We start from the raw sequence: 22,628 nt of genomic DNA on the forward strand, positions 1-22,628 counted from the left end.
GACAATCTTAGATATAAACATTTTTTTTATAATCATCAATTGATCAAGAAATAGTATTTCCTTGATGCTGTGATTTTTAACTCTATTAATCTATAATACTAATGAAAGCAACATTCAGCTTTATTCTTTTTATTTTAACTTTTCAATCTTTTGCTCAAATCGTATTTGAGAAAAACCTTGGGATATTCTTTGTTTCGTTATAGTTCAAAATAAATATTGATATAGAAAAAAGGCTAAGAGAGAAAATTCATATTCTTTTCTTAGCCTTTTTGAGTTGTTTTACCAATATAATCAATCCTTTAAGGAGCTTCCGTTAAAGTAATTTCAACTGTTTTTCCCACTTGTATTTGTATTGTCTGATACTTATAAGTACCTGCGTATTGTACAACATAATTACCAGGGTTTAGTTGATAAGTATACGTTCCTTGAGCATTTTCTTCAAGGATGAGTGCATCATACTCGCTATATCCATTTGGATTAGAAACGATAGCATTATCGAAAATGGCAAAATCTCTTGGTTCTACTGAAGTGGTTACTTTTAGTTCACCAGTCATTTCTACTTCTTGATAACAAGAATTAAAGAAAATAAGGAAAATGCTTAAGCTGAGAAGTCGGATTAGTTTTGAAGTTTTCATTTGAAATTAGGTTTAGTTTTGACTAAAGTTAAATGAAAAATTAGTAATGTCAAACCCTTAAATATCTAATTGAGTACTCTATAGTGTGTTAATTTGAACCTTTCGGTATTCTTTGATATAGAAATATAGTTCGATTACTGCAATATTAAACACCCACCCCAACCAAGCTACAAACTTATAAGTATCCATTGGAGGAGTAGCTAAAGTATTTACTATAATCCATTTAAATAGTCGAAGGCTAATTGCCGAAAGGGTTAGTGCAAAGCTCCTCAACATAAACTTTTGGTGCAAATCCCAATTTTTTAATCGGACATAGTCAAAAGCTTTATAAGTAAACCAAAACCACAAAACAGCTTGAAGAACAAAAGAAGTTTTTGTAAAGGTATCTCCATTAGCATGTAATGCCATAATAAATCCGGAAGGACAACTCACCAATAATATGAGGAAGACATATATTTTTCCGATATGTTTATGAATGGATGGAAATTTAATTCTTATGGATTTAGAAAATTGAAATCCACCCAATACAAGTACAAAAATGCTGCTATATACATGTCCAAAAAAGGCTATTTGATAATAGGGCAGTTGAATTTCCTCCTCTTTGAGATTCAGAAAGGCGACATCAAATTGTATGGGGATATACTGAAGTGTAATGAGCAGCATTAGATAGCTAAAGTAAATGAATGCTGCATAGTATATCACTTTGAAAACCGGAATGGAAATCGATTTCATCATAGACTATCCTCGACCAAAAGTATCATAATACTCAGAAGCATTTTTCTCATACTTCAATAAAAGCTTGATATTCTGTTTTTCGATATCCGTCAGGTGAGCTCGAATATCAGTATGTACTGGAATGTACCAAGGTTGTCTATCAAAGAACACTCTTAAAGGCTGATTTTTATAGGAATATCCGTGTCGAGCATAAATCGTATTTCTGATGATCATCAAGTCGGTTTTTGAGAGATTTTCTACGTCTTCTTTCTTCAGAAGCGTAGTAGATGCATTGATCTCTTGAGAAGCATGAGTGGATTGAACCATAGCCTCTTCCATCCAAGTTTCTATAATCCCGTCTTCATATTCTGCAGATTTTTCTACATTTTTAGTTTTATTCCAATCTTTGTATGTCATCCAATTGAGTTGATGATTTGGGTTATATTTAAAGACTTTTTTATCTAAGTTATAAGTTCTCTTTCTAATATTAATCTCTTTATAAGCTCTCCATTTACCAATCATTTGATTGTTTTCTAGGTGAATTTTAAACTGAAAAGCCCCATCATATTTATGGTCACCCGGTTCTTTAACATCAAAAGCATAGACACCATTTGATTCTTTTTTCATGGTACCTTTAAATGGACGATCATTACCAGCAACCACACTATGTCCAATCACTTTATCTCCATCAATTTTATCAATTGAAATATTGATTTTGTTTTCCTTGTTCCAAGAATCATATTCTCCCATTCTAACGCTTCTATCAAAATCATCGTCTTTTAGGAAATAACCCACCCAGAAGCCAATTAAAGAATCGGTAGAGTAATGGATTTCAGTTACTGTTGTTTCTTTTACATCTTGATTAGGAATTTCCTCAACTTGAGTTCCCTCTTCTATGACCACCTTTTTATCAGAGTTTTTGATGTGACTTTCGCAGTTGAAAAGGAAGATGATTAGCGGGAGTACTAGTAGTTTTTTCATTAGAGTAACATTAAAGTTTGTATCGACAAAGCTATAAAAATAAATCAATTTATGTGATGTTGATAGCAGGTATGAAACTAAAGAAAAAGAATTTTATTCTACATTTGTTCAGAAAATGATGAGTGAAATGGGTGTTTTTTGGAGATAAAATTCGCTTTCTTTACACGATAAACAACGTTTTTTAATTTTATACCCCCTAATCTGAATAAAAAATCACCGATCGAAAGTATGGTTTTATCTACTTTCGAATTAAGCAAATGAATTACAAGACATCATCAGAACTAAACTGATATTAAACGTATAAAGTATGAAGTTATTTAAATCAATACCGGTTCTATTTTTAGGTATTGCAATGTCTTGTCAACAACCGCCGTCAAATACGGAGTTGTCACAAGATGATGTAATAAAAGAAGATTGGGAATCGATTTCTCAGGTAAACAAAGAACCTGATTGGTACAAAGACGCAAAGTTTGGTATTTACACTCACTGGGGCCCCGTTTCTGGTGCGTTCGTAAATATGGATAAAAACGAATACCTAGGAGGTTGGCACGGCATGTTAATGTACGGGAAAAAAGGCCTGCCGAATTGGAAAACAGGAGAATATCCAAAAGACGAAAATGGAAACGAAGTTCATAAACCAACTTCTAATTACTTACACCATGTTGAGCAGTTTGGTGACCCTAAAGAGTTTGGTTATAAATATCTAATTGAAAACTTTAAACCAACAGGATTTAATGCTGAACAATGGGCGGAGTTATTCAAAAAATCAGGAGCTAAGTTTGCTGGACCTGTAGCCATGCACCACGATAACTTTGCGATGTGGGATGCCAAAACTACAAGATGGAATTCTGTAAACTATGGAGGAATTGATATTTCTGCGGAGTTAAAAGAGTCTGTAGAGAAAAGAGGAATGAAGTTTATTGGTTCTTTCCATCACGCTTTTACTTGGAAATATTATGTTCCTGCTCACGAGTATGGAGGAGTTGATCCAGAAGATTACGATTTATATACAGAACCACACGGATGGGACAGTAATGTTCCTACTGAAGCTTACCATAAAGATTGGTGGGCGAAGCTAAAAGAATATATCGATGTGTATCAGCCAGACGTAATTTGGTTCGACTGGTGGTTAGAGAACATGGACGAGAAATACAGACAAAAATTCTTGGCTTACTATTACAACAAAGCAAAAGAATGGGATAAAGAAGTAGTGGTGATGTTTAAAGAAACTACTTTCCCAGAGTCTACAGCTGTTAGAGATTACGAAAGAGGTCGTCCGAACCAACCAAAAGCAGATGCTTGGGTAACGGATACTTCTCCAGGTACATGGTTCTACAGATCGAATGCGAAGTTTGTATCAACAAATGAATTAGTTGATATCTTAATTGATATTGTATCGAAAAACGGTAACATGTTATTGAACGTTCCACCAGATCCTGACGGTACTATTCCTGAACCAATGGTTAACCTTTTAACCAACATTGGTGGTTGGTTAGACGTAAATGGAGAAGCGATTTACGGAACAAGACCTTGGACAATTTTTGGTGAAGGACCAACTAGAATTCCTTCAGGTGGACACAAGATCGAAAGACAAAAAATTGTTTATACAGAAAACGATATTCGTTTTACTAAAAAGAACGATAATGAGTTTTATGCTTTAGTAATGGATACTCCTAAAGGTGATATTCAAATTGAAACATTGAGCACTAAGTTTGGCATCTTGAACAATGATATCGAGAAGATTACTTTACTTGGTAGTAATGAGCCATTGAAGTGGGAGAGAAATGAAAAAGGTTTAGTGATCAAAAAGCCGAAGTCATTCCCTACAGATTATGCTCACGCGTTTAAAATTCAATGTGAAGGTTACAGAGAAACTGATATCGGTGGAGAACTAGAACAAGAATTATAAACAATTGATATTGTAAAATAGTTATAATTTGAAATAAAGACTTTTAATAGTAAAAGGCGAGGAATCTTTCTTCGTCTTTTTTTTTGTTCCATCATCAAATACTTTTTTTGATGTTGAACCTGAATATTTCCATCTAAATAATTGTTCTGTATAGGTCGATGAACTACTTTTGAATACCTAATAAAAAACTACCAAACTATTTAAAAATGAGACTAATATTCATCTTACTATTTATTTCTACTTCAATTTTCTCTCAAAATCTAAAAGGAGTAGTTTATAATGCATCAAACAATAAACCTATCCAAAATGTAAATGTCTATTTAAAAAATGACTTGATTAAAGCGACAGTCACTTCTAAAAAAGGAGTTTTTAAGCTTTTTACTGAAAAGAACATTTCTCTATCGGATACTATTTGCTTCTCTCATGTGGGGTATCAAACAGAATCAATTCCGCTTTTTACATTAATTAAAAGTGGCCACAGAATGTATTTAAATGAAGTGGTGCATGAGTTAGAAGAAGTGGTGATTGAAAGGAAACGAAATTTACAGAGCGAATTGAAGTTTTCTAAAGTAAGTAAATTACCCAAAGGGGTGTATAATTTTGGCTCAGTACTAGTGGGCTCAAAGATCTATATCTCAGGAGGTGATGAATCTATTTTTGTCAACACTGGTCTACAGAATTATCAGACGATTACAGAAGTGGCAAGATATGCATCGAAAGCTTACAGCTGGGAGGGGTATCAAGATGTCTTACAAATTTATGATATCGAAAATAACACTTGGGAATTGATAGATGATAAATTTCGAAAGAAAGCCTATCATGAAGCAGTGGACATCAATGATAAATTATACTTGTTAGGAGGGAAGTCTTTATCAACGAGTAAAAAGCTTGAGTATTTAGAAAATACCATAGAAGTCTATAACCTCAAGACAGGTGAATTACAGATAGATTATACCAATCCACATCAAGCGGTTAATTTTTCCGCAGTAGCACACCATCAAAAAATATATGTGATGGGTGGTTCTGTCCATCGAAAAAACAATGGGAAAAAAATCTTTACAGATCAGGGACATGTTTTAGATACCAAAACTGGCTATTGGTATGAACTCCCAAAGATGAGACAACCGAAAGAGACGACCGGTATACTTATCGGTAATAAAATATATGTTGTAGGTGGATTTAATGGGCAACCTCTAAAAGAAATAGAATCGTATAACATTGCTACTGAACAATGGGAAAGTGAAGCCGATTTACTCTATGGCATCGAAAATCCGTCTCTAGCCTATGTAGATAATTTGTTATACATTTTGGACGACGATAGTATATTTATCTATAACATAAAATCAAAAGTGATGAGTGAGTACCGTACAAACCTAAATCTAAGGGATGCGTCTATCACTATTTATGAGGACACCTTATATGTATACGGAGGCTACGAAAAAGAATTTGGAGATAAATGGTTCTCGAACTCTGTATATAAACTTCCTTTGGTGGAGTTTATGGATACTAAAATGGCGGGGAAGTAATTCCCCTTTTTTAATTTGTAATATAGTTTTAAATTAGAAAACTATTTACAACTAAAGACTAAACTATGAATATCGAAAAAATAAAAAACTTCAATCAAATTCTATTATCCGTAGTAGGTGTAATACTTATTTGTTTTTTACTTCTTGGTTTCTTTTCAGCCGCATTTATACTTACAAATGAAGTGTTTAAATCCAAAAAAGATAATGGTTCTACTGGGATTCTTGCTGAAGAGAAAGTAGAAGAACTACAATCCGAAAACAAAAGAAAACAATTGGTAGCTTATGAATATCCAAGATTAGCTGATATACTAAATCAGGTGTACATTATTCCTATCACTCATATTAATTTAAAAAAGGCTGAAAATATTGCAGAGTATGAATTCGAGGAAAGAGATGCTTATGAAAGATTTGAATTTAGTGACAGTAAAAGTTATAAATCTTATAGAGAAAGATATTATCATAATCTAATAGTATTTGATAATAAAACGCTAACATCAAAAAAACTTTTTAATGGCAGACTTAATTTTAATCGTATTGATGTTGATTATTTTAAAGCAGATGGCGATATCATAGTTAATTTTAAAGCCGCTACAAAAGATACAAATAAAGACGGAGTAATAGATCAATTGGATTTAAAATCGATTTATCTTTATTCGATAACCAACGATAAATTAAATGAAATAACCCTTCCTAATGCAGATGTGAAGAACTATAATTTTATTGAAGGAGAAAAAGATTTAATCATCAATTTTGGTATAGATGCCAATAAGAGTGGTATTTATGATAGCCGTCAAGAACCCAATGTAATAAAGAAATATATTTATAAAACGGGTGAATTGGTCGATGTTATTCAGCCCAAAATGATGAAAGAACTACAGCAGCAGTTGGAAGGTTCTTCAAAATAAATGTTACAGGCAGATATTTTATTAAAATATCTGCCTGTAACATTATACAAACCCTTTAATGTTAACTTAATTTTAAATCTGTTTACTATTCAACTTTGTTAAACATTTAATTTGCACTTTTCCTTTACCTCAATAAATCAAATCCTATATTTGCGACATTATTGCATTAAATAGCTAAATGAAAAAACTACAACTAATTAGCATTGCTTTGGTTATGAGTCTTTTTGCTTGTAATCAAGAGGAAGAATTATCATCAAATTTACGTATAGCTCATCTTGAGTATGGAAAAGGAAGCACTGGACATGGAGATAATCAAATAGGTTATGCTGGTGTTGATCTACATCTTGAAGCGCAAGTTGAAGGTAATTATCGAGTGTCAGAAGTTATTCTGACCATTGAATCATTGAATGGTGATCAATCAGAGGAATATGATTATTCCGAGCATCATGGAGGGATACTGAATCCAAATATTCATGAACATCCAATCATTCCAGCAGAATTTGATACAGGAGAGTATTATCTTGAGCTATCTGTGACAGATGAAGCAGGAGAAAAAGTGGTTGAAGGTGGACCTTTACAAATCGTCCCTTTAATCGTGTTCAATAACGTGGAAATATCAGGAGAAATTCTTCCTGGCGAACAAATAAGTATTGCCTTTCAATTAGAAGGATATAACATTCTAAAAGATCTTTATATAGTGTTAGTAGATAGTAATAATCAAGAAGTATTATCAAATTACTATGACTTTACTGCTGCAAACACCCATCAAATCGATTTCAGCGACCGTATTTCAATTCCTTCAGATTTACCTGAAGGGGAGTATGTTGTAAAAGCAATTGCATCGGATGCTCGACAGAATACAGTTGAAGAAATATTTCAATTCTAAATCCAAATTTACTTAAATGAAAAACTACTTAATTTTACTACTACTTTTTAGCAGTACTTTTTTTGCATGTCAAAAAGACGATAGTCTATTAGAAGATGAAGTCGAAGTACCTGAAGATGCACCTTACATTGAATATGAAGGTTTAAAACTTGTGGTAACGTATACTGATAACAACATTGTGGAATTAAGAGAGCCACACAGTGATCGTATCGATACGTTATTTACTGAAGAAGAAGGTACTAAAGTGATTCATGAATTAGGGCCAAAGATTGCAAACGCAATGGTTTACAGTGAGAATACGGTTTATGGTATTTTTACAGGACTTGATCTTCACATGAACCACTACCATACGTATCCGCCAGCAATAAAAGTAACAACTTCTACACCACAATTGGATAATCCAGATTGGAGTGATTTTCAAGCTATTTGGAGATCAAAAGAGAGTGGAAATCTCTTTAACTTAGGAGCCGAAGATATTTTGAATGGTGGACAGGCGAAAGAAATTGAATTGAATCATCATCAAAAAGCGGGTGTGAATACACCTTATTTATCTTCTGGTTTTGGCGATAATTACTACTTGTTAATCAACGATCAGAATCAATTGGATCTTTATAATGTTGGGACTGAAGAAATCGATAAATCATATAAAGAATTTAATGAGATTTACTCAGCCAATACTTATGCAGTTAATTGGGATGAAAATTATGGTTTAGTATCTACTGATCAAGGTGTCTTTACTTTTGTATTTAAAAACGAAGGTGATTGGAGTAATCCAGAAATCGTGATGTATGAGAAAATGCTTGATTACCCTGAAGATAATGTGAAGTTTGATCAGTTAATCTACAGAAAATATTATAACGGTTCTGCAACTATCAAGATTGCCTTAGGTATCGATAATGAGAAAGGTATCTATAAAATTGATGTAGAAGAAGGAAAGATCAAAAAAGTGGTAGATGTTGAAAATATCAAAGCTTTTGAAATCAATTACATGATGAGCATGTTGTATGTATTGTCAGAAGATCAGAAGTTTGTAGCTTATGATTTAGGAACATTTATTCCGGTCAATTCTACAACAGTGAATGAAGATCTTTCTGAAAATGTAAGAGTAGCAGTAAGTGAAAAATTTGCTTACGTACATACTGGAAATAATACTTACATTAATGTATATGGTGCTAAGAACATGATTCCATATACACCAATCGAAACAAACAATAAGATTTCTGATATCGGTACTTTTGGTAACATGATTGAGTTGCCAATTGATAATCATGATTAAGAAATTGAGAATCTTATATACAAAAACACCATCAAGTTTGTGCTTGATGGTGTTTTTGTATTCTTGAAACTAACTCTTTATTTCAGAGAATTAATTTACTTTTTTAATTGTTGGAGGTATCCATGTTCTATCACTTACTTTTTCGTGCGGAGAATAAAGTCGTAATGTTACTCTAATGTCATCTTTTGGTGCGGGTAACCAATTTGACATTTTATCATCAGAAGGTCTTTCATTTTGGATATAAATAGTCAAAGATCCATCTTCGTTGTATTTTAAGTCATTTATATCACTTAATGCATAACGATCTAATTCATTGTCCACTAAATATTGATCTTTGTCGTACATGGTTACTGACCAAAAAGCATAGGCAGGAGGAAGATCATCATGAGCAAAAGTAAGCTCATATTTATTATCGCCTGTTAAATCATCTCCATTTTCATCAACCCTTGTTACTGGATAAAAAGCATCTTCAATAATGTTACCACCAAGTCCGATATACGACCAACCTGCACGTAATTCGTATTCCGTACCATAACGTCCCATATCATAGGTTAAGGTCCAACCATTTTTGATTTCCCCAAGATGAGCAATAATCTCTTCTAGCTTTTCATGTCCTTCTTGAAATCCTTCTTTTATAGCTTTTTGAACATCATCACTGAATTCGTTCAGGTTGAAATCTTGACCCGCTTCAATATTGATTTTCTTAAAATGATGAATGACATCTTTATCTGCTTCATAAGTTAAATTACCAACTAATAATCGATTAAGATTAGAGAAAAACTCTTCAGCAGACATTTTTTGAACACTTTCATTTACATCCATAGGGAATTCGATATCAGTTAAAGCAACTTCTGTTGGAGGTGTATAATCACTTCCCCAAGCAGATAATGGAGTAAGTTTAATCTCATCCTGAATAGCATTTACCATTGGATAATCTTCTTTACCGCTTGAGTATAACCTTCCACCAATACAAGTGATGTTTGTGTTCGAACGAATTAATTCAACACCGTCTGGGATCGTACCCTTCCAATTTGGACCGGCAATCATAAAGTTTCCACCTTTTTCTCCATATGTTCTAACACCAGGGCCTGCAACAACATCGTTCCATGCATTTAATATCTGCATAATCCAATATCTATCTTTTATTTCAGGTACAGATAAAATATATGGTTCCTGCTCAAGGTCTAATCCAGCAAAAGAGTATAAACAATCTACATTAAAACCTACCACCATTTTGTTACTTGCATCAACAAATTGTCTACTGTGACCAAATTGTCCCATGGGTGCCATTAGTCCATTTGGAGCGGTTGTATATGTGATTCTTTGGAACTGCTTTTCCCATAATAAAGCAGGTAATCCAAAAATATAGGCTTCTTTTGCTAATCGCTTTGCTTCTTCAGGTGAAACTTCATTGTTATCTTTTGTATTCCCAGTACAAGAAGTTGCTGATAACAAAATTACAAAAGATAAAAAACTAAGAATTATTCTATTAAGTATTTTCATGATCTATTTGATTGATGTATTAGGTATAATTATTTAATTTTTTGAACTACTGGAGGTATCCAACTACCATTCACTACTTGCTCTTTTGGAGTATATAATCTAAGAGCAATTCTAAATGGCCCTATTGGAGCAGGTAACCAATTGGTTACTTTATCTTCAGTTGGTCTGTCTTTTTGCATATAAATGGTTAGTGAACCGTCTTCGTTGTAAGTAAGGTTACTTCGATCTCCGACTGTATATTTGTTCAGTTCATTATCGACTAAATAGCTTTGGATATCATACATTGTTAAAGACCAAAAAGAGGCTACTGGAGGAAGTTCTTCTTTTGTAAATGTGATTTTGTAAGCGTACTTATTTGTATCAAACATTTCACCGTCTTCATCAATGATTGTGGTAGGATAAAAGGCATCTTCTAACAAATTTCCTCCAACACCAATTAACGACCATGCAGCTCTGTAATTATAGTCAGTACCAAAACGGCCCATATCATACGTTAAAATCCAATTATTCTTTAATTGTCCAAGATTTTTCACTCTTTGAGCAATAGCATGTTTAGCATCAGCCACACCAAAGGTAATTGCTTCTTTTACTTCCTCGCTATAATTATTGTAGTTGAATTCTTCTCCAGGAATGATTCCTAATTTAGAGATCTTCTCCATAAAAGGTTGATCTTCTTCATAGGGAGGATTATTTACCAAAATTTTATTTAAAGCATTAAAGAACTCTTCAGGAGTTAAAGACATGACAATTTCATCTACATCACGATTCCCATCAAAATTTTCTTTTAATGCAACATGAGATGGTGCTTCATAATTTTTCCCCCACTGATTTAAAGGAGTAATTTTAATTTGATCTTGAATAGCATTTACCTCCTTATATTCTTCTTTACCACTACAGTACAATCTCAAAACAATCAATGTAGTTTCCGTATTTGCACGTAAGAGTTCCATGTTATCAGGAACATTTCCTTCCCATTTTGGACCAGCGACTAAAAACGTTCTTGGTTCGCCACCATGTGTTCTTGAACTTGGAACTGCCGGGACTTCATTCCATGTATTGATAAGTTGCATTAACCAGAATCTATCACCCATTTCAGGAATTGTAATGACTAAAGCTTCTTCCGAAAGGTCTATGCTTGCTAATGAAGCCAATACATCCACATTATTACCCACATATTGTCTGTTACTAGCATCAACGAACTCTCTACTATGTGCAAATTGATTGATTGGCGCTTTTAAACCTTCTGGTTTGGTGACATAGCTATTTACATAAAATTGGTTCTCTATAAAAACGGCTGGAAACCCAAATTCAAATGCTTCTTTTGATAACAATCGAGCCTCTTTTTCTGATATATCTATTTTTGATTGTGCAATAACACTATTGAGTGAAAATAGGATGAGTATCGCATTGATAAGGTTAAAATGTTTCATGATTTAAAAATTTAATTGTTTTTCTTTCGTATCATGTTACAAACTTCGTATTTTTAATTACGATTATTTGTTATAAAAACATCGATTTTCGGTATAAAACGATCAAAATGATGAAGCAGTATTTATTTTCTTTCGAAAAGGAGATCAACTCAGAGAGTATCATGAAAAACCTAAAGCATTTTGATGAATATCAACATGTGAATAATCATTTTTGGGGAAAAGGGAAGCAAGGAGAAATTGATATTTGGTGGTATGATGATTTCGAAAGTGAATTTCAGATTATTGTTTTTAACATGAGTTTGAAGGAGGACTTTCATTTTTTAGATGATCAAAAAGACTTTGATAGTATCACGTTTCGTTTTTTCCTAAATCTAGAAGTGGTGTATGATCAACTTAAAATTGGAAAAGAAAATCATTCGAATGTAGTGGTCTATAATTCAAAAAGGAGTGTTCATACAACGGTACCCAAAAACCAAAAGATGACAGGAGTAACTTTTAGAATTACCAAATCCTTTATAAAGAAGTTAACGAAAGAACGATGGGATCAAATATCTGATATCATAGGAAATTCTGAAAACTGGATGATACATGAAACTTTAAGTCTAGAGATGGATAGAATACTAAAGGACATTATCATTTTACAAAGTGGGATAGAAGGTAAATATGGACTCACTTTGTCCAAATCAATCGAGTTAATCACTTATTTACTGATTCAGATTGTACACCACCGTTCAAATCAGAAAGCTTTTCGAATTGATGACGACTTAATGGTTGAACTATTTAAAATTAAAGATCAGTTATTAGATAATTTGATGGATCCCCCTCCAATTACTGAATTGAGTCAGGAATACGGGATGAATATAGGAAAGCTGAGGAACAATTTTAAAAAGGTATTTGGTAGTTCCCCCCATCAATTTATTATTAATGAAAGATTAATTGAAGCGAGAAGACTAGTAAAAAACACAAAAATGAGTATGTCCGAAATCTCTGATTTAACTGGTTTTACAGACTCTTCCCATTTCTCTAAAGAATATCGAAAGAAGTATGCTATAGCTCCATTAAAGGATAGGAAAGATAAATCTAAGATACTTTAAATATTTGTATATAATTCATCTAGATTTTGAGGGTATATATAGAGAAAAACAAAATCCTACCTTGAACAAAATTCACTGTAGGATTGATATTGGATAAATACAAAAGTATATAATTCCGCTGTTGTTATCTTTTTAAACTTAGGTTTAAAAATAGATTAACTTTTTTAGACCTAACTTTAAGTAGTGTACGGATAAATATTATTGTTAAAGAGATAATAAGCATAGTTAAAAAGTTGTTAGTTTGTAAAAGGACTCCCTAAAACTAGGGAGTCACTTAAGATATGATAGGGGTTCTATTACGAACGATTAGTATTCTAGCACTAAATTACTTTTTGAAAACGAAGGTAGTCATGAACCTTAACTCATGCTGACCAACGTGGTCCGGCTTAACAACGTTGTTGTAGTATTGTACACCAAGGTTTACAGGTAGTTTACCCATAAATACAAGCTTACTGATACCACCACCTACTGGCACTGTCCATTGCTGACCTTTTTCAGCATTCCAGTTGGCTACAATTGTAGGGAATGTGTTGATCATCCAACCTTTACCTAAACTTTTTGCGATTAATGTCTGACCAACGAATGTGTTTACATCGTTTCTATTTTGGTCGCCAGCAAAAGATACTGTTTGACGGAAGATCATATCGAATGTCCAACCGTTAGTTTGGTATACTAAAGCCAATGAAGCACCTGCACTCCATTTACCTGTCCCTAACATGTCGCTTGTTGCAGTAGGCATATCGATCGATGGACCAATACCCCAAGCTAATTTACCTACATTTTTAGGAGCAAAGAAGAACGAGTAGTTCAAATCTGTAATTCCAAATTGAGGATTTAAATTATTTTCTAATCCAGTTGTTGCAGGTAAATAAGACAACCCCATTACACCACGGTGTACGATACTGAATTTTTCAAATTCTTGAGCCACGATAGGTTGTAATGACATCGTGTAAGTGGTACCGTCCATACCAGGGATTCCCATACCCAAATTGTGTTGGATTGGTAATGCAATAATACTTGATAATGGGTTTTGCAATTTGTTTGCAATGTCATCAGCAGCATCTTGAGCATTAACAGCTGTAATTCCAAACACAGATAAAGCAATAAAAGCCAAAGCTTTTGAAGGTAGTAATTTTTTAAGAAGTTTCATTTTTTTCGTGATTTTCGTTCTATTTGATAATACAAATGTAGAGGGTTGAAAAAGGAAACTTTTGGAAAAAAGAGCGTAGTTTTGGTAAAAAAAGAAACACACCTAAAGTATTCATTACGATTACTTTAGGTGTTAATTTATATTTAATATTATCTGTAAATATTAATTAAAATCACTTGAAAATACTGTGTGTTTGCTCTACTTTTTGAAACTTCAACTATATAGAAACACTCTTTTCTAAAAAGGTTGAACTTACTACTAAAAAGAAGAATTATTTAACAATTGTAGCTATGCAATTTTACAATGTTGAATCTTCCTTTCCCTTAAAGGAGCATTGCCAAATTCCTTTTTATATAGTTTTGTAAAATGAGAAGAATCGGCAAAACCTAGTAAGTCTGAAATTTCTGACATACTTAAGGAAGTAGTAAATACTTTTCTTCTTGTTTTAAACAAACGTTCCCTTATTAAAAATTGATGAGGTGTAAGTCCATATACCGACCGAAATGTTTTTCTAAGTTTAGGGATACTAATACCAAATTCTCTACTTAATTCTTTTAATGTAGGAGGTTCCATGAGGTTAGAAATGATCATTTTTTTTACTTCAAGCATTTCCTCTCTTACATCTATAGTCAGGTACTTTTCTTTAGACTCTTTTCTTCTTTGGTTGATATTCACCAAAAAATGAGTAATCAATTCAATAATCTTAGATGATTTAAACCCAAATTTCCCAGGTATATCAATTTGTAAAGAAAAGATTTCACGTATGCAGTGCTCCATTTCTTGATTCATTGTATGAAACAAGTAGGGTTTATCATCAAATAAATTGGAAAAATATAAAGCATCTTCTTTTAAAACATGATGTAGTAAACGGTCGGAAAAACTACAGGCAATTCCTTTTATATGCTCATTTTCTTTAAGATCAAGCTTTATTTCATCTCCTTTCTTAAATAGGATGCTTTTTACGTTTTCCCCTTCTCCGATACAATGACCTTTAAAATACACATTGGATTCCCATATGAATAAGGCTAAATATTGATTGTCTGATTTGATCTCATCTTCTATTACAGTATTTTGAGAAACGTGAAATTCGAAAAGTACTGTATTTAGAATAGTTTCCATTTCATTAAATAACCAATAGTTACAAGTGCCATGATCACTATACCCGGAGTAGAAGTTTTCTCTTTGTACGATTTTAGTGAACTGATTGAAGTAAGCTTCTAATTCAGAAGCTTTTTTAAGGCTAATAAAGTTATGCTTGTTCATTTAGAAAAAAAATTGATGAATAATTAGGTTCACCATTTCTCAAAATTGTTGTAAAATAGAGTGTAGGGAAGCATTCTGATATTTACCATATAATTACAAAAAAGTAAATATCAGTGGATAGGTTCATCTAAGAAGGATATCTAATTTTGATTTAAAAATTCTAAACTATTTAATAAATATTTAGATATAATTGATCGAAGAAATTTTAAAGGTAAGAGATAAACCTTCAGTGATTGTTATTTAATTTACAGTACATTCATATCTTAGTTATTTTTGAGTAAATGCTTGAACATCATTCAAAACTTCATCTAAAAACTCGAATTATCAATTGATGTAAATTGTTAGAAGACATTTTGGGCCTTTATCAATAGGGTTTGATCCTTTACACACATTTTGAACCTATTTAGGTGTTTTAATTATAGTTGTAACTTCAGAAGGGCTAAATCCTTTTATTTTTTTAAACATCTGAGAAAAAGTGGAAGGATAATCATACCCTAATTCATAGGCAATCTGACTAATATTTTTTTGCTTTGATTGTAGCATCTTATGTGCTTTATTCATTTTAGATATCATAAAATATTGATAGACAGAATTATTAAACACAGTTTTAAAGTCTCTTTTTAATTTTGATTTACTTATACCAAACTCTAAGGATAAATTTTCTAAATTAATTTTTTCTCTTACGCTACTATCTAATCGTTCTTTAATTTTTAAAAGACGCTGATAATCATCTATGTGTATTCCATTTAAAGTATCATTGGTAATTAGTTCATTTACCTTCATAACAACATGGGTCAAAATCTTTAAAATAATGAGAAACATATCCCTTTTTAACAACATTAATATGTATACTATCTTTCACCTTACTTACCTTTCTTCTTATGTGAAGTGGTTCTTTTAAATTAGTATCTGCGATAACAAAATGAACTCCATCCATGATATCATAGGCTGTCCAATCCATTGTACCTAAATGATTATCTAAACGATAATTATTATCTGTGATTTTTCCCCCTAAATTTTCTTTGAATGCTTCAAAATAATTTTGACATTTTCCTTCAGTCATAGTGAAATCAATTTTAGTTTTTTCCATTTGTAAAGTTTTTAAAGGTAAATATGAAATTGTGATCAGCAGAAAAAGACTGTTAGTAATCTAACAGCCTTTATAACCATTTCAATTTTAATTAATTGAATGCCGAACTAGCAAGCGTTCGTATCTATTCGTAATGATAGTCGGTTTTAGTCACATTCATTTTCTCAACTTGTTCTCTTTTTTTTTGGGTAAAGAATAAATTATCAACCTCTATATTGATTGTGATACAAATATAAAGAGGTATTAAAAAAGCTCTTTGAATAAAAGAGCTTCATTTTTGTATAAAAGTGATTTTCTTCAATTAGCTATGTTTTTGTTTTCTTTCAGTTAAAGGAGTGATACCAAATTCTTTTTTATAGAGCTTAGTAAAATGTGATGAATCTGTAAAACCCAAAAGGTCAGATATTTCCGTCATACTCTCTTTGGTTTGAATCACCTTTCTTCTCGCTTCATGCAATCTTTCTCTTATAATAAATTGATGTGGTGATAATCCAAAAACATTTTTGAAATCTTTTCTGAGTTTAGGAATGCTTACACCAAGTTCCTGACTTAACGATTCGATGGTAGGAGGATACATCAAGTCACTTACTAAAATTGTTTTAATGTTAAAGATATCTTCAGTTTCTTTTTGAGTTAAATCAAATTTCTTTTGACCTGTTCTATGTGTATAGAATTGAGTGAAAAAGTGGGTAATCAGCTCCAAAATTTTAGCCGATGAAAAGCCATACTTTCCAATTCTTTCAGATTGTAGGGCAAAAAGCTCACGAATGCATTGTTCCATTTCGTAAGTGATATGCTCAAAGAACACCCAATTACTATTGTTCTTTAATAAATCATTTAGCTCATCGTAATTTTCTCTACCTGTATTTTGTAATAGTTTCTCAGATAGATGCACTGTAATTCCTTTTATTTTCTGACCAGGATCACATTTAACAATGGTTCTTCTATGTGCATTAAAAATAGCAGCACCTTCAACATATCCGCTACCAATTTTTTTATCTTTATAATTCACGCTAGAATCCAAAAGAAATACGAGTAAATAGCCGTTATCATCATTCTGAATATCCTCAAAAACGATGGGTTTCTCAATTTCAATATCATAAAGAACAGAGCTAATGTAATGATCAAATTCGTCGAATAGCCAATAATTAAATACGCCATCATCAGATTTTCCCCAGTAATGATTACCCTTAATTTCCGTTTCATCAAAAAGGTTAAAGTACTCTCTAAAAGCCTCATCCGTATAATGTCCGTCTAAATTATGTCTATTCATCAACGATTTCTTTTTTTACCAAAACTAGGTTTTTTTATACAACATTACTAAGATATTTTCCTACACATTTGTAATGTTCTTAATCGATACTATGAGTTACGATGATAAGTGTAAAGGTATAAAACAACTTTTGGATTTGTCAAAGTAAACACAATAATCATCTCACAAATTTACAAAATGAACTACCTAATAAGATATAAGATTTATTTGCTACCTGTGTTATTAGTTTTCTCCTTAGGAGTGAATGCTCAGGATAAATTAAAATTAACTGGTAGTGCAGATATTGTGAGTCATTATGTGTGGAGAGGTATTGATTATGGATACAGTCCTGCTATACAACCCGATATAGAATTACAGTATAAGGGGTTTTACTTAGGAGGATGGGGTACCTATGCTTGGTTGCCTTGGAATGGGGTTTATGAATTTGAATACCGCTTTGGTTATACTTTCGAAAAGTTAGGTTTAAGTATTCAGGTGATCGACTATTTATATTCCACAGCAACATTCGATAGCCCTAAGACATCATTTGGTGTAGATCAAGAGGATATTCATTTTGGTCACTCATTTGAGTTAGGGGCAATCCAAAGAATCAAAAATTTTCATTTAGCAGGTTACATTAATCTAAGTGAAGATAATGATATCTATGTTGAGGCAGGGTATAATTATAAAGGTTTTGAACTAGTAGTAGGAGCCGGAAATAACGAATATACGGTGGATAATAATTTCACATTCGTCAATATTAGTTTGATGAAAACGTTTGATATTGAGTATTCAGAAAAGTATTCATCATCCTTGTTTTTTGGAGGAACATATAATCCAGATACCAGTGTATTCCACTTATTGTTCGGAGCTACATTTTAAGATAAAATAAATCAAACATTAAGAATGGAAAGTAGTCTTATCCAAATGTTGTTTGCCACTTGATCTTAATAGTTCGTTTTGCTGAAGCTTGAAGAATTTAATTAGTTAGATAGTTAGATACAGATAGTAGTTAGATCATTAGATCAAGAAACGTAAATTTGGATGAGTATTCACGCATTGTTTTATGAACGATGCGTGTTTTTTTTCTCTTATTTTCCGCTTTCTTTTTTTACCAAAAGTACATTGTTTTTTACAATAGAGTGTTTGACTTAATCAAGATATTTGTTCTAACAAACCGGGTGAACACAACCCAATAAATGAAAACTAATTGGGACCTCAAAAATCTACTGAAAGTTCCATTGGTAAATACAGATATGAAAAAATTAATACTACCCATCTTAATGTTGTTGACCTGCTTTTCTTGTAAAACAATGCAAAAGCAGGAAACAGAAATTAGATTTGCAGAATCATTAGGCGGTACTATTCCAAGTGTTACAGGCTTGCTGGAAACACATACAATGTACCATGAAAAGACTTTAACTAAACTACCAGATTGGCCCAAAGAATATCAGATAAGTGGTGATCTTAGACAATGGGAAAAAGTAATCTATAGAGGTGAGGAAATGGTAGGAGCTATTTGGATGTCCAAACCAGGGAAGTTACAAGTAGAAAGTTATCCATATGATCAAATGGTTTTAGTATTGGAAGGGGATGTTACTTTAAACCCTACCAATGGAGAAAAGAAAGTATATCGACCAGGAGATCTTTTCTTTGTCCCTAAAGGATACTCAGGTACTTGGGAAATGGACTCAGATTACAAAGAATTTATCATTGTAGAAAAGAAAGCTTGGGAAACTTACGGGGAGTAATTCTAAGCTTAGACTAACAAAAAAATATAGATATGAAAAAAAAGATACTAATTGGATTGCTGTTTTATTCTACTCTCATTAGCATAAAATCATTTGCACAAGAAACAAAACAAGAGGAGAAAGTTGTAAATAAAAAACATCAAGATAGACCAGAATTCGATGATGAAGAAGAAAGAAAAGGAGTAAAATTTAACATTGTTCCTCTTCCTTCTTACGATCCTGCCACTAAGTGGGGAGTAACTTTATTAGGGTCAATTACTTATTACCCGAGTAAAGGAGATTTGGTTTCACCACCCTCAATGTCAGGTATAGGTGGTAATTATACATCTAACGGAAGTTATTTTGCTGGCTTCTTTAACGACCTATATCTAAAAGAAGACCTTTGGAGAATTAATAATTTTGGAATGTTCGGTCGAGCAAACCAAATCTATAAATTATCTCCAGATCCAACGAATGCAGATCTTCCATTGGAACAAGCTGATGTAGCATTAAATGTCACCATGTTTAACATGATGGTAGAGAGAAAAATCTTCTCAAGAGTGTATGCAGGTTTAGGATATATTTATTCAGGTCGTCAAACAGTAGGGCGTAATGAAGAATCGGACCGATTGTTAGAAGCAAATGGTTTCGGAGATGATTTTATCAATACCCATGGTCTTCGTTATTCATTAACCTATGATTCAAGAGACAATGTAAACTACCCTTACAAAGGAAAGTTTGTGAACGTTCGAATGGATCAAATGCTAGGGGAGAACAGTCAAAATATTTTCACTGCTGACTATAGACAGTTCTTTACAGTTGGACATGTGAGTAATGTTATCGCCTTCCAAGGTTTTGGTCGATTTATCTCCAAAGATGGCACCAGAGATTTCTGGTCAACCTATGGTAGAGCTTCAGAAATTCTACAAAGAGGATACGAAGCCGGTAGAAGAATGGATAGAAACTTAGTCAATTTCCAGGCAGAATACCGTAAAGAAACACCTTGGTTAAACCACAAATTAGGTTTTGTTGGTTCAGTAGGTATAGGTAAAGTTTTTGGTAGCGATGATGAGTCAGGAATGTCTCAAAGTTTTAGAAACGCAGAGTGGCTTCCTGCAGTATCTGTAGGAGCCAGATATAGATTATTACCATATGAACGCATGAATATAAATGTGGATTATGCATGTGGTAAAGATGGACATATGTTCTACTTCGGTATTAGTGAATTCTTTTAGCACTGAGAGAGGACAAACTCAGTTTATAAACCTATATAATACTAACGAAGTGTTCATTGCAAAACCAATTCTTTGGAATTGGCGATTGATGATTGTACGGGAGGGTGACTTTGTTGCTCTTCCGTTTCAAAAAAGTATTTCTTCTAGAGTAGAGTAATTCTATTCTTGTATTAAATAGACAATTGTAAACCTATGGCGATGTGTGACTATTTATTCCCATAATGACCAAATACAAAAAATGATCAAAAAATTCAAGATCTTATTTATAGTAATGATCTACCCAGCAATATGTAGCATTTGCTACATGTTAGGTCATCTATAAAAAAAGAAAACCTACTCAATTAAGAATTGATGTAATTGGTAAATATTAGAAAGTTTGAAGTATGTAAAAGTGGCCAAATATTTTATTTGGCCGCTTTTTATATTAATTTTCATCTAACTTATATTCATTGCCATTCAAATCAACCATAAAATATTCATTATCATATCTTGCACCAAAAAGGCCTTTTTCCCAGAAATTATACAGAGGGAAAAAGTTTGTATCCATACTTTTATATTTAGGTTCTATTATTATCTGACCATCTGATGAAACAATGCCATATAATCTATCTTTCCATTTTGTTCCATTTTCAATTAAATTGATTAGAGTTAAAAATTCAAGGTTATTGTAACCATTATTTAAGAATCTACCTAATTCCTTTTGTTCAAATTCCATAAGAATTTTCTTAGTGCGAAAGTTGAAGAGTTCTACTTTTTCAATATCATTTTCTATAAGAGTCATTTCAATATAATCCGGAAGACCATAAATTTTTCTGAATTTTTTATAATTACCAGAGACCAAAATATTTCCACTTTCATCAATTAATTCTCTATCAAATAATTTTGATTTTTTTTCATTAAATAGTGGAGCAGCTGAATATAATAAAGGGGTTTGATTATGAATTGTAAGATATTCATACTTATAATCAAAAGGGTCAATGATTAATTCTTTAGTGGAAATTTTTAAAAGGCCTTTAGAATCTCTGATATAATAATGTTCGTATTCTTTTGGAAGTTCTTTTGTGGAAATTACCAAATAATCACCATCTTGAATGGATAAACCAATATAATTATATTTAGTTAAATCATAAACAAACTCACCTTTAGTATTAATTATTATGGTCCTATCATCATCCAAAGTCTCTACTATAGCATATTGTCCATGAAATGAATTAAGATCGTTTTTATCTTTGTACTTAAAAGGGGTAATTTGATTTAATTGAAGGTCAAAAAATGCTTTTTTTCCTTCTTTTACAGCAAATAAGTAATTTTCATTTTTGCATAATTTTATTTTCTCGTGAATTATATCAAGCAGTACATTTCCCTTAATATCAATAATTCCATATTTCCCATTATTGTATGCGATAAATAAATCGGTGTTTTTAATCGGTTTAATATCACGATACTTAGGTTCTAGTATCCATTCTTGATCTATATTCATAAGACCAGCTATGGTATAAATTCCTGTTTTGTTTTTAAAAATTGATGTAATGTAAAGATCATGTGTTTCATCATAAACTATGTTTACATATTTTGTTGGGAATACAAGATTTCCTTTTCTATCGGTTAAACCACTTAAAGTATATTTTTCTTCAAAAGCCATAATTTTTGCAAACCCATTTTTATTAAATTTTTCAATATCGAAATATTTAAAAGGGTGGATTTCATTTCCTTCACGATCAATCAAACCATAATAATAATTATCATCCTCTTCGTTATATTTTTTTAATACGGCAACTCCATGGTCAAAAGGAACTTTTATATGATCGTAATTGGCAGGGATAATAATTTGTTTATGGATATTCATAAATCCCCATTTTTCATCTTTTTGATAAGGAATTAATAAATCCTCATCAATTTTATAATCAGACAAAAGATTAGATTTCGGTTCATTTTCAGCAGTTGTGGTCTTGTTTACTGCACATGATGATAGGAATATATATACTAAGAGAATAGTATATGTAATTAGTTGACTACTCATTTTTTAAGTTTTAGTTCGAAATACGAAAT

General features: G+C 32.1%; 20 protein-coding genes. 9 read left to right on the forward strand and 11 right to left on the reverse strand.

The annotated features are described in order from the left end of the window. Positions 1 to 299 precede the first annotated feature (299 nt). The 3 genes from KMW28_RS24995 to KMW28_RS25005 form a co-directional block, all read right to left on the reverse strand. Positions 300 to 635 (reverse strand): hypothetical protein, encoded by a 336-nt coding sequence (locus KMW28_RS24995; RefSeq protein ID WP_169663642.1) that lies wholly within the window; start codon positions 633 to 635, stop codon positions 300 to 302. Positions 636 to 713: 78 nt separating this feature from the next. After that, positions 714 to 1,370 carry a DUF2306 domain-containing protein gene (locus KMW28_RS25000; RefSeq protein WP_205958160.1) on the reverse strand — a complete coding sequence of 219 codons (657 nt, stop codon included), beginning with the start codon at positions 1,368 to 1,370 and terminating at the stop codon, positions 714 to 716. A 3-nt stretch (positions 1,371 to 1,373) separates the two neighbouring features. Next, on the reverse strand, positions 1,374 to 2,330 hold the full coding sequence (locus KMW28_RS25005; RefSeq protein WP_169663643.1) for a YARHG domain-containing protein: 957 nt from the start codon (positions 2,328 to 2,330) through the stop codon (positions 1,374 to 1,376). A 307-nt stretch (positions 2,331 to 2,637) separates the two neighbouring features. Between KMW28_RS25005 and KMW28_RS25010 the strand changes: the two genes are divergently transcribed. The 5 genes from KMW28_RS25010 (at position 2,638) to KMW28_RS25030 (ending at position 8,832) form a co-directional block, all read left to right on the forward strand. Then, positions 2,638 to 4,239, forward strand: a complete 1,602-nt coding sequence (locus KMW28_RS25010) for an alpha-L-fucosidase (RefSeq protein ID WP_205958161.1) — start codon at positions 2,638 to 2,640, stop codon at positions 4,237 to 4,239. 206 nt (positions 4,240 to 4,445) lie between these two features. Further along, positions 4,446 to 5,765 (forward strand): Kelch repeat-containing protein, encoded by a 1,320-nt coding sequence (locus KMW28_RS25015; RefSeq protein WP_169663644.1) that lies wholly within the window; start codon positions 4,446 to 4,448, stop codon positions 5,763 to 5,765. A gap of 65 nt (positions 5,766 to 5,830) precedes the next feature. Beyond that, complete coding sequence (locus tag KMW28_RS25020; protein WP_169663645.1) at positions 5,831 to 6,670, forward strand: hypothetical protein; 840 nt, start codon at positions 5,831 to 5,833, stop codon at positions 6,668 to 6,670. Positions 6,671 to 6,848: 178 nt separating this feature from the next. After that, positions 6,849 to 7,556 (forward strand): DUF4625 domain-containing protein, encoded by a 708-nt coding sequence (locus tag KMW28_RS25025; RefSeq protein ID WP_169663646.1) that lies wholly within the window; start codon positions 6,849 to 6,851, stop codon positions 7,554 to 7,556. A 16-nt stretch (positions 7,557 to 7,572) separates the two neighbouring features. Then, positions 7,573 to 8,832 carry a hypothetical protein gene (locus tag KMW28_RS25030; RefSeq protein ID WP_169663647.1) on the forward strand — a complete coding sequence of 420 codons (1,260 nt, stop codon included), beginning with the start codon at positions 7,573 to 7,575 and terminating at the stop codon, positions 8,830 to 8,832. Positions 8,833 to 8,922: 90 nt separating this feature from the next. Here KMW28_RS25030 and KMW28_RS25035 read toward each other — a convergent pair whose 3' ends face one another. Then, on the reverse strand, positions 8,923 to 10,335 hold the full coding sequence (locus KMW28_RS25035; RefSeq protein ID WP_169663648.1) for a DUF1254 domain-containing protein: 1,413 nt from the start codon (positions 10,333 to 10,335) through the stop codon (positions 8,923 to 8,925). Positions 10,336 to 10,364: 29 nt separating this feature from the next. Continuing rightward, on the reverse strand, positions 10,365 to 11,765 hold the full coding sequence (locus tag KMW28_RS25040) for a DUF1254 domain-containing protein (RefSeq protein WP_169663649.1): 1,401 nt from the start codon (positions 11,763 to 11,765) through the stop codon (positions 10,365 to 10,367). A gap of 107 nt (positions 11,766 to 11,872) precedes the next feature. Between KMW28_RS25040 and KMW28_RS25045 the strand changes: the two genes are divergently transcribed. Continuing rightward, positions 11,873 to 12,859 carry a helix-turn-helix domain-containing protein gene (locus KMW28_RS25045; RefSeq protein WP_169663650.1) on the forward strand — a complete coding sequence of 329 codons (987 nt, stop codon included), beginning with the start codon at positions 11,873 to 11,875 and terminating at the stop codon, positions 12,857 to 12,859. Positions 12,860 to 13,184: 325 nt separating this feature from the next. Here KMW28_RS25045 and KMW28_RS25050 read toward each other — a convergent pair whose 3' ends face one another. From KMW28_RS25050 to KMW28_RS25070, 5 genes are all read right to left on the reverse strand, one after another. Next, on the reverse strand, positions 13,185 to 14,009 hold the full coding sequence (locus KMW28_RS25050) for a hypothetical protein (protein ID WP_169663651.1): 825 nt from the start codon (positions 14,007 to 14,009) through the stop codon (positions 13,185 to 13,187). 288 nt (positions 14,010 to 14,297) lie between these two features. After that, complete coding sequence (locus KMW28_RS25055) at positions 14,298 to 15,272, reverse strand: helix-turn-helix domain-containing protein (RefSeq protein ID WP_169663652.1); 975 nt, start codon at positions 15,270 to 15,272, stop codon at positions 14,298 to 14,300. 399 nt (positions 15,273 to 15,671) lie between these two features. Continuing rightward, positions 15,672 to 16,055 carry a helix-turn-helix domain-containing protein gene (locus tag KMW28_RS25060; protein WP_169663653.1) on the reverse strand — a complete coding sequence of 128 codons (384 nt, stop codon included), beginning with the start codon at positions 16,053 to 16,055 and terminating at the stop codon, positions 15,672 to 15,674. Then, entirely contained in the window at positions 16,042 to 16,362 is a 321-nt protein-coding gene (locus tag KMW28_RS25065) for a hypothetical protein (RefSeq protein WP_169663654.1), read from the reverse strand. Before KMW28_RS25065 ends, KMW28_RS25060 begins: the two co-directional genes overlap by 14 nt. 301 nt (positions 16,363 to 16,663) lie before the next feature. Continuing rightward, positions 16,664 to 17,635, reverse strand: coding sequence for an AraC family transcriptional regulator (locus KMW28_RS25070; protein WP_169663655.1), 972 nt, complete (start codon positions 17,633 to 17,635; stop codon positions 16,664 to 16,666). 177 nt (positions 17,636 to 17,812) lie between these two features. On the opposite strand from KMW28_RS25070, the gene KMW28_RS25075 reads away from it, so the two are divergent. From KMW28_RS25075 to KMW28_RS25085, 3 genes are all read left to right on the forward strand, one after another. Then, complete coding sequence (locus tag KMW28_RS25075) at positions 17,813 to 18,496, forward strand: TorF family putative porin (protein WP_169663656.1); 684 nt, start codon at positions 17,813 to 17,815, stop codon at positions 18,494 to 18,496. Positions 18,497 to 18,813: 317 nt separating this feature from the next. Further along, the gene (locus tag KMW28_RS25080; protein ID WP_169663657.1) at positions 18,814 to 19,365 is read left to right on the forward strand and encodes a cupin domain-containing protein; all 552 of its coding nucleotides are present in this window, start codon (positions 18,814 to 18,816) and stop codon (positions 19,363 to 19,365) included. 32 nt (positions 19,366 to 19,397) lie between these two features. After that, positions 19,398 to 20,579 (forward strand): BamA/TamA family outer membrane protein, encoded by a 1,182-nt coding sequence (locus KMW28_RS25085; RefSeq protein ID WP_169663658.1) that lies wholly within the window; start codon positions 19,398 to 19,400, stop codon positions 20,577 to 20,579. 424 nt (positions 20,580 to 21,003) lie between these two features. Here KMW28_RS25085 and KMW28_RS25090 read toward each other — a convergent pair whose 3' ends face one another. Continuing rightward, on the reverse strand, positions 21,004 to 22,599 hold the full coding sequence (locus tag KMW28_RS25090) for a WG repeat-containing protein (RefSeq protein WP_169663659.1): 1,596 nt from the start codon (positions 22,597 to 22,599) through the stop codon (positions 21,004 to 21,006). Positions 22,600 to 22,628: the final 29 nt, after the last annotated feature.

Source organism: Flammeovirga yaeyamensis, assembly GCF_018736045.1.
Classification (GTDB): Bacteria; Bacteroidota; Bacteroidia; order Cytophagales; family Flammeovirgaceae; genus Flammeovirga; species Flammeovirga yaeyamensis.

Bases quoted from the DNA above. Each gene is read 5' to 3' on its own strand.
- KMW28_RS24995 (WP_169663642.1), bottom strand. From the start codon at position 635: ATGAAAACTTCAAAACTAATCCGACTTCTCAGCTTAAGCATTTTCCTT.
- KMW28_RS25000 (WP_205958160.1), bottom strand. From the start codon at position 1,370: ATGATGAAATCGATTTCCATTCCGGTTTTCAAAGTGATATACTATGCA.
- KMW28_RS25005 (WP_169663643.1), bottom strand. From the start codon at position 2,330: ATGAAAAAACTACTAGTACTCCCGCTAATCATCTTCCTTTTCAACTGC.
- KMW28_RS25010 (WP_205958161.1), top strand. From the start codon at position 2,638: ATGAAGTTATTTAAATCAATACCGGTTCTATTTTTAGGTATTGCAATG.
- KMW28_RS25015 (WP_169663644.1), top strand. From the start codon at position 4,446: ATGAGACTAATATTCATCTTACTATTTATTTCTACTTCAATTTTCTCT.
- KMW28_RS25020 (WP_169663645.1), top strand. From the start codon at position 5,831: ATGAATATCGAAAAAATAAAAAACTTCAATCAAATTCTATTATCCGTA.
- KMW28_RS25025 (WP_169663646.1), top strand. From the start codon at position 6,849: ATGAAAAAACTACAACTAATTAGCATTGCTTTGGTTATGAGTCTTTTT.
- KMW28_RS25030 (WP_169663647.1), top strand. From the start codon at position 7,573: ATGAAAAACTACTTAATTTTACTACTACTTTTTAGCAGTACTTTTTTT.
- KMW28_RS25035 (WP_169663648.1), bottom strand. From the start codon at position 10,335: ATGAAAATACTTAATAGAATAATTCTTAGTTTTTTATCTTTTGTAATT.
- KMW28_RS25040 (WP_169663649.1), bottom strand. From the start codon at position 11,765: ATGAAACATTTTAACCTTATCAATGCGATACTCATCCTATTTTCACTC.
- KMW28_RS25045 (WP_169663650.1), top strand. From the start codon at position 11,873: ATGATGAAGCAGTATTTATTTTCTTTCGAAAAGGAGATCAACTCAGAG.
- KMW28_RS25050 (WP_169663651.1), bottom strand. From the start codon at position 14,009: ATGAAACTTCTTAAAAAATTACTACCTTCAAAAGCTTTGGCTTTTATT.
- KMW28_RS25055 (WP_169663652.1), bottom strand. From the start codon at position 15,272: ATGAACAAGCATAACTTTATTAGCCTTAAAAAAGCTTCTGAATTAGAA.
- KMW28_RS25060 (WP_169663653.1), bottom strand. From the start codon at position 16,055: ATGAAGGTAAATGAACTAATTACCAATGATACTTTAAATGGAATACAC.
- KMW28_RS25065 (WP_169663654.1), bottom strand. From the start codon at position 16,362: ATGGAAAAAACTAAAATTGATTTCACTATGACTGAAGGAAAATGTCAA.
- KMW28_RS25070 (WP_169663655.1), bottom strand. From the start codon at position 17,635: ATGAATAGACATAATTTAGACGGACATTATACGGATGAGGCTTTTAGA.
- KMW28_RS25075 (WP_169663656.1), top strand. From the start codon at position 17,813: ATGAACTACCTAATAAGATATAAGATTTATTTGCTACCTGTGTTATTA.
- KMW28_RS25080 (WP_169663657.1), top strand. From the start codon at position 18,814: ATGAAAACTAATTGGGACCTCAAAAATCTACTGAAAGTTCCATTGGTA.
- KMW28_RS25085 (WP_169663658.1), top strand. From the start codon at position 19,398: ATGAAAAAAAAGATACTAATTGGATTGCTGTTTTATTCTACTCTCATT.
- KMW28_RS25090 (WP_169663659.1), bottom strand. From the start codon at position 22,599: ATGAGTAGTCAACTAATTACATATACTATTCTCTTAGTATATATATTC.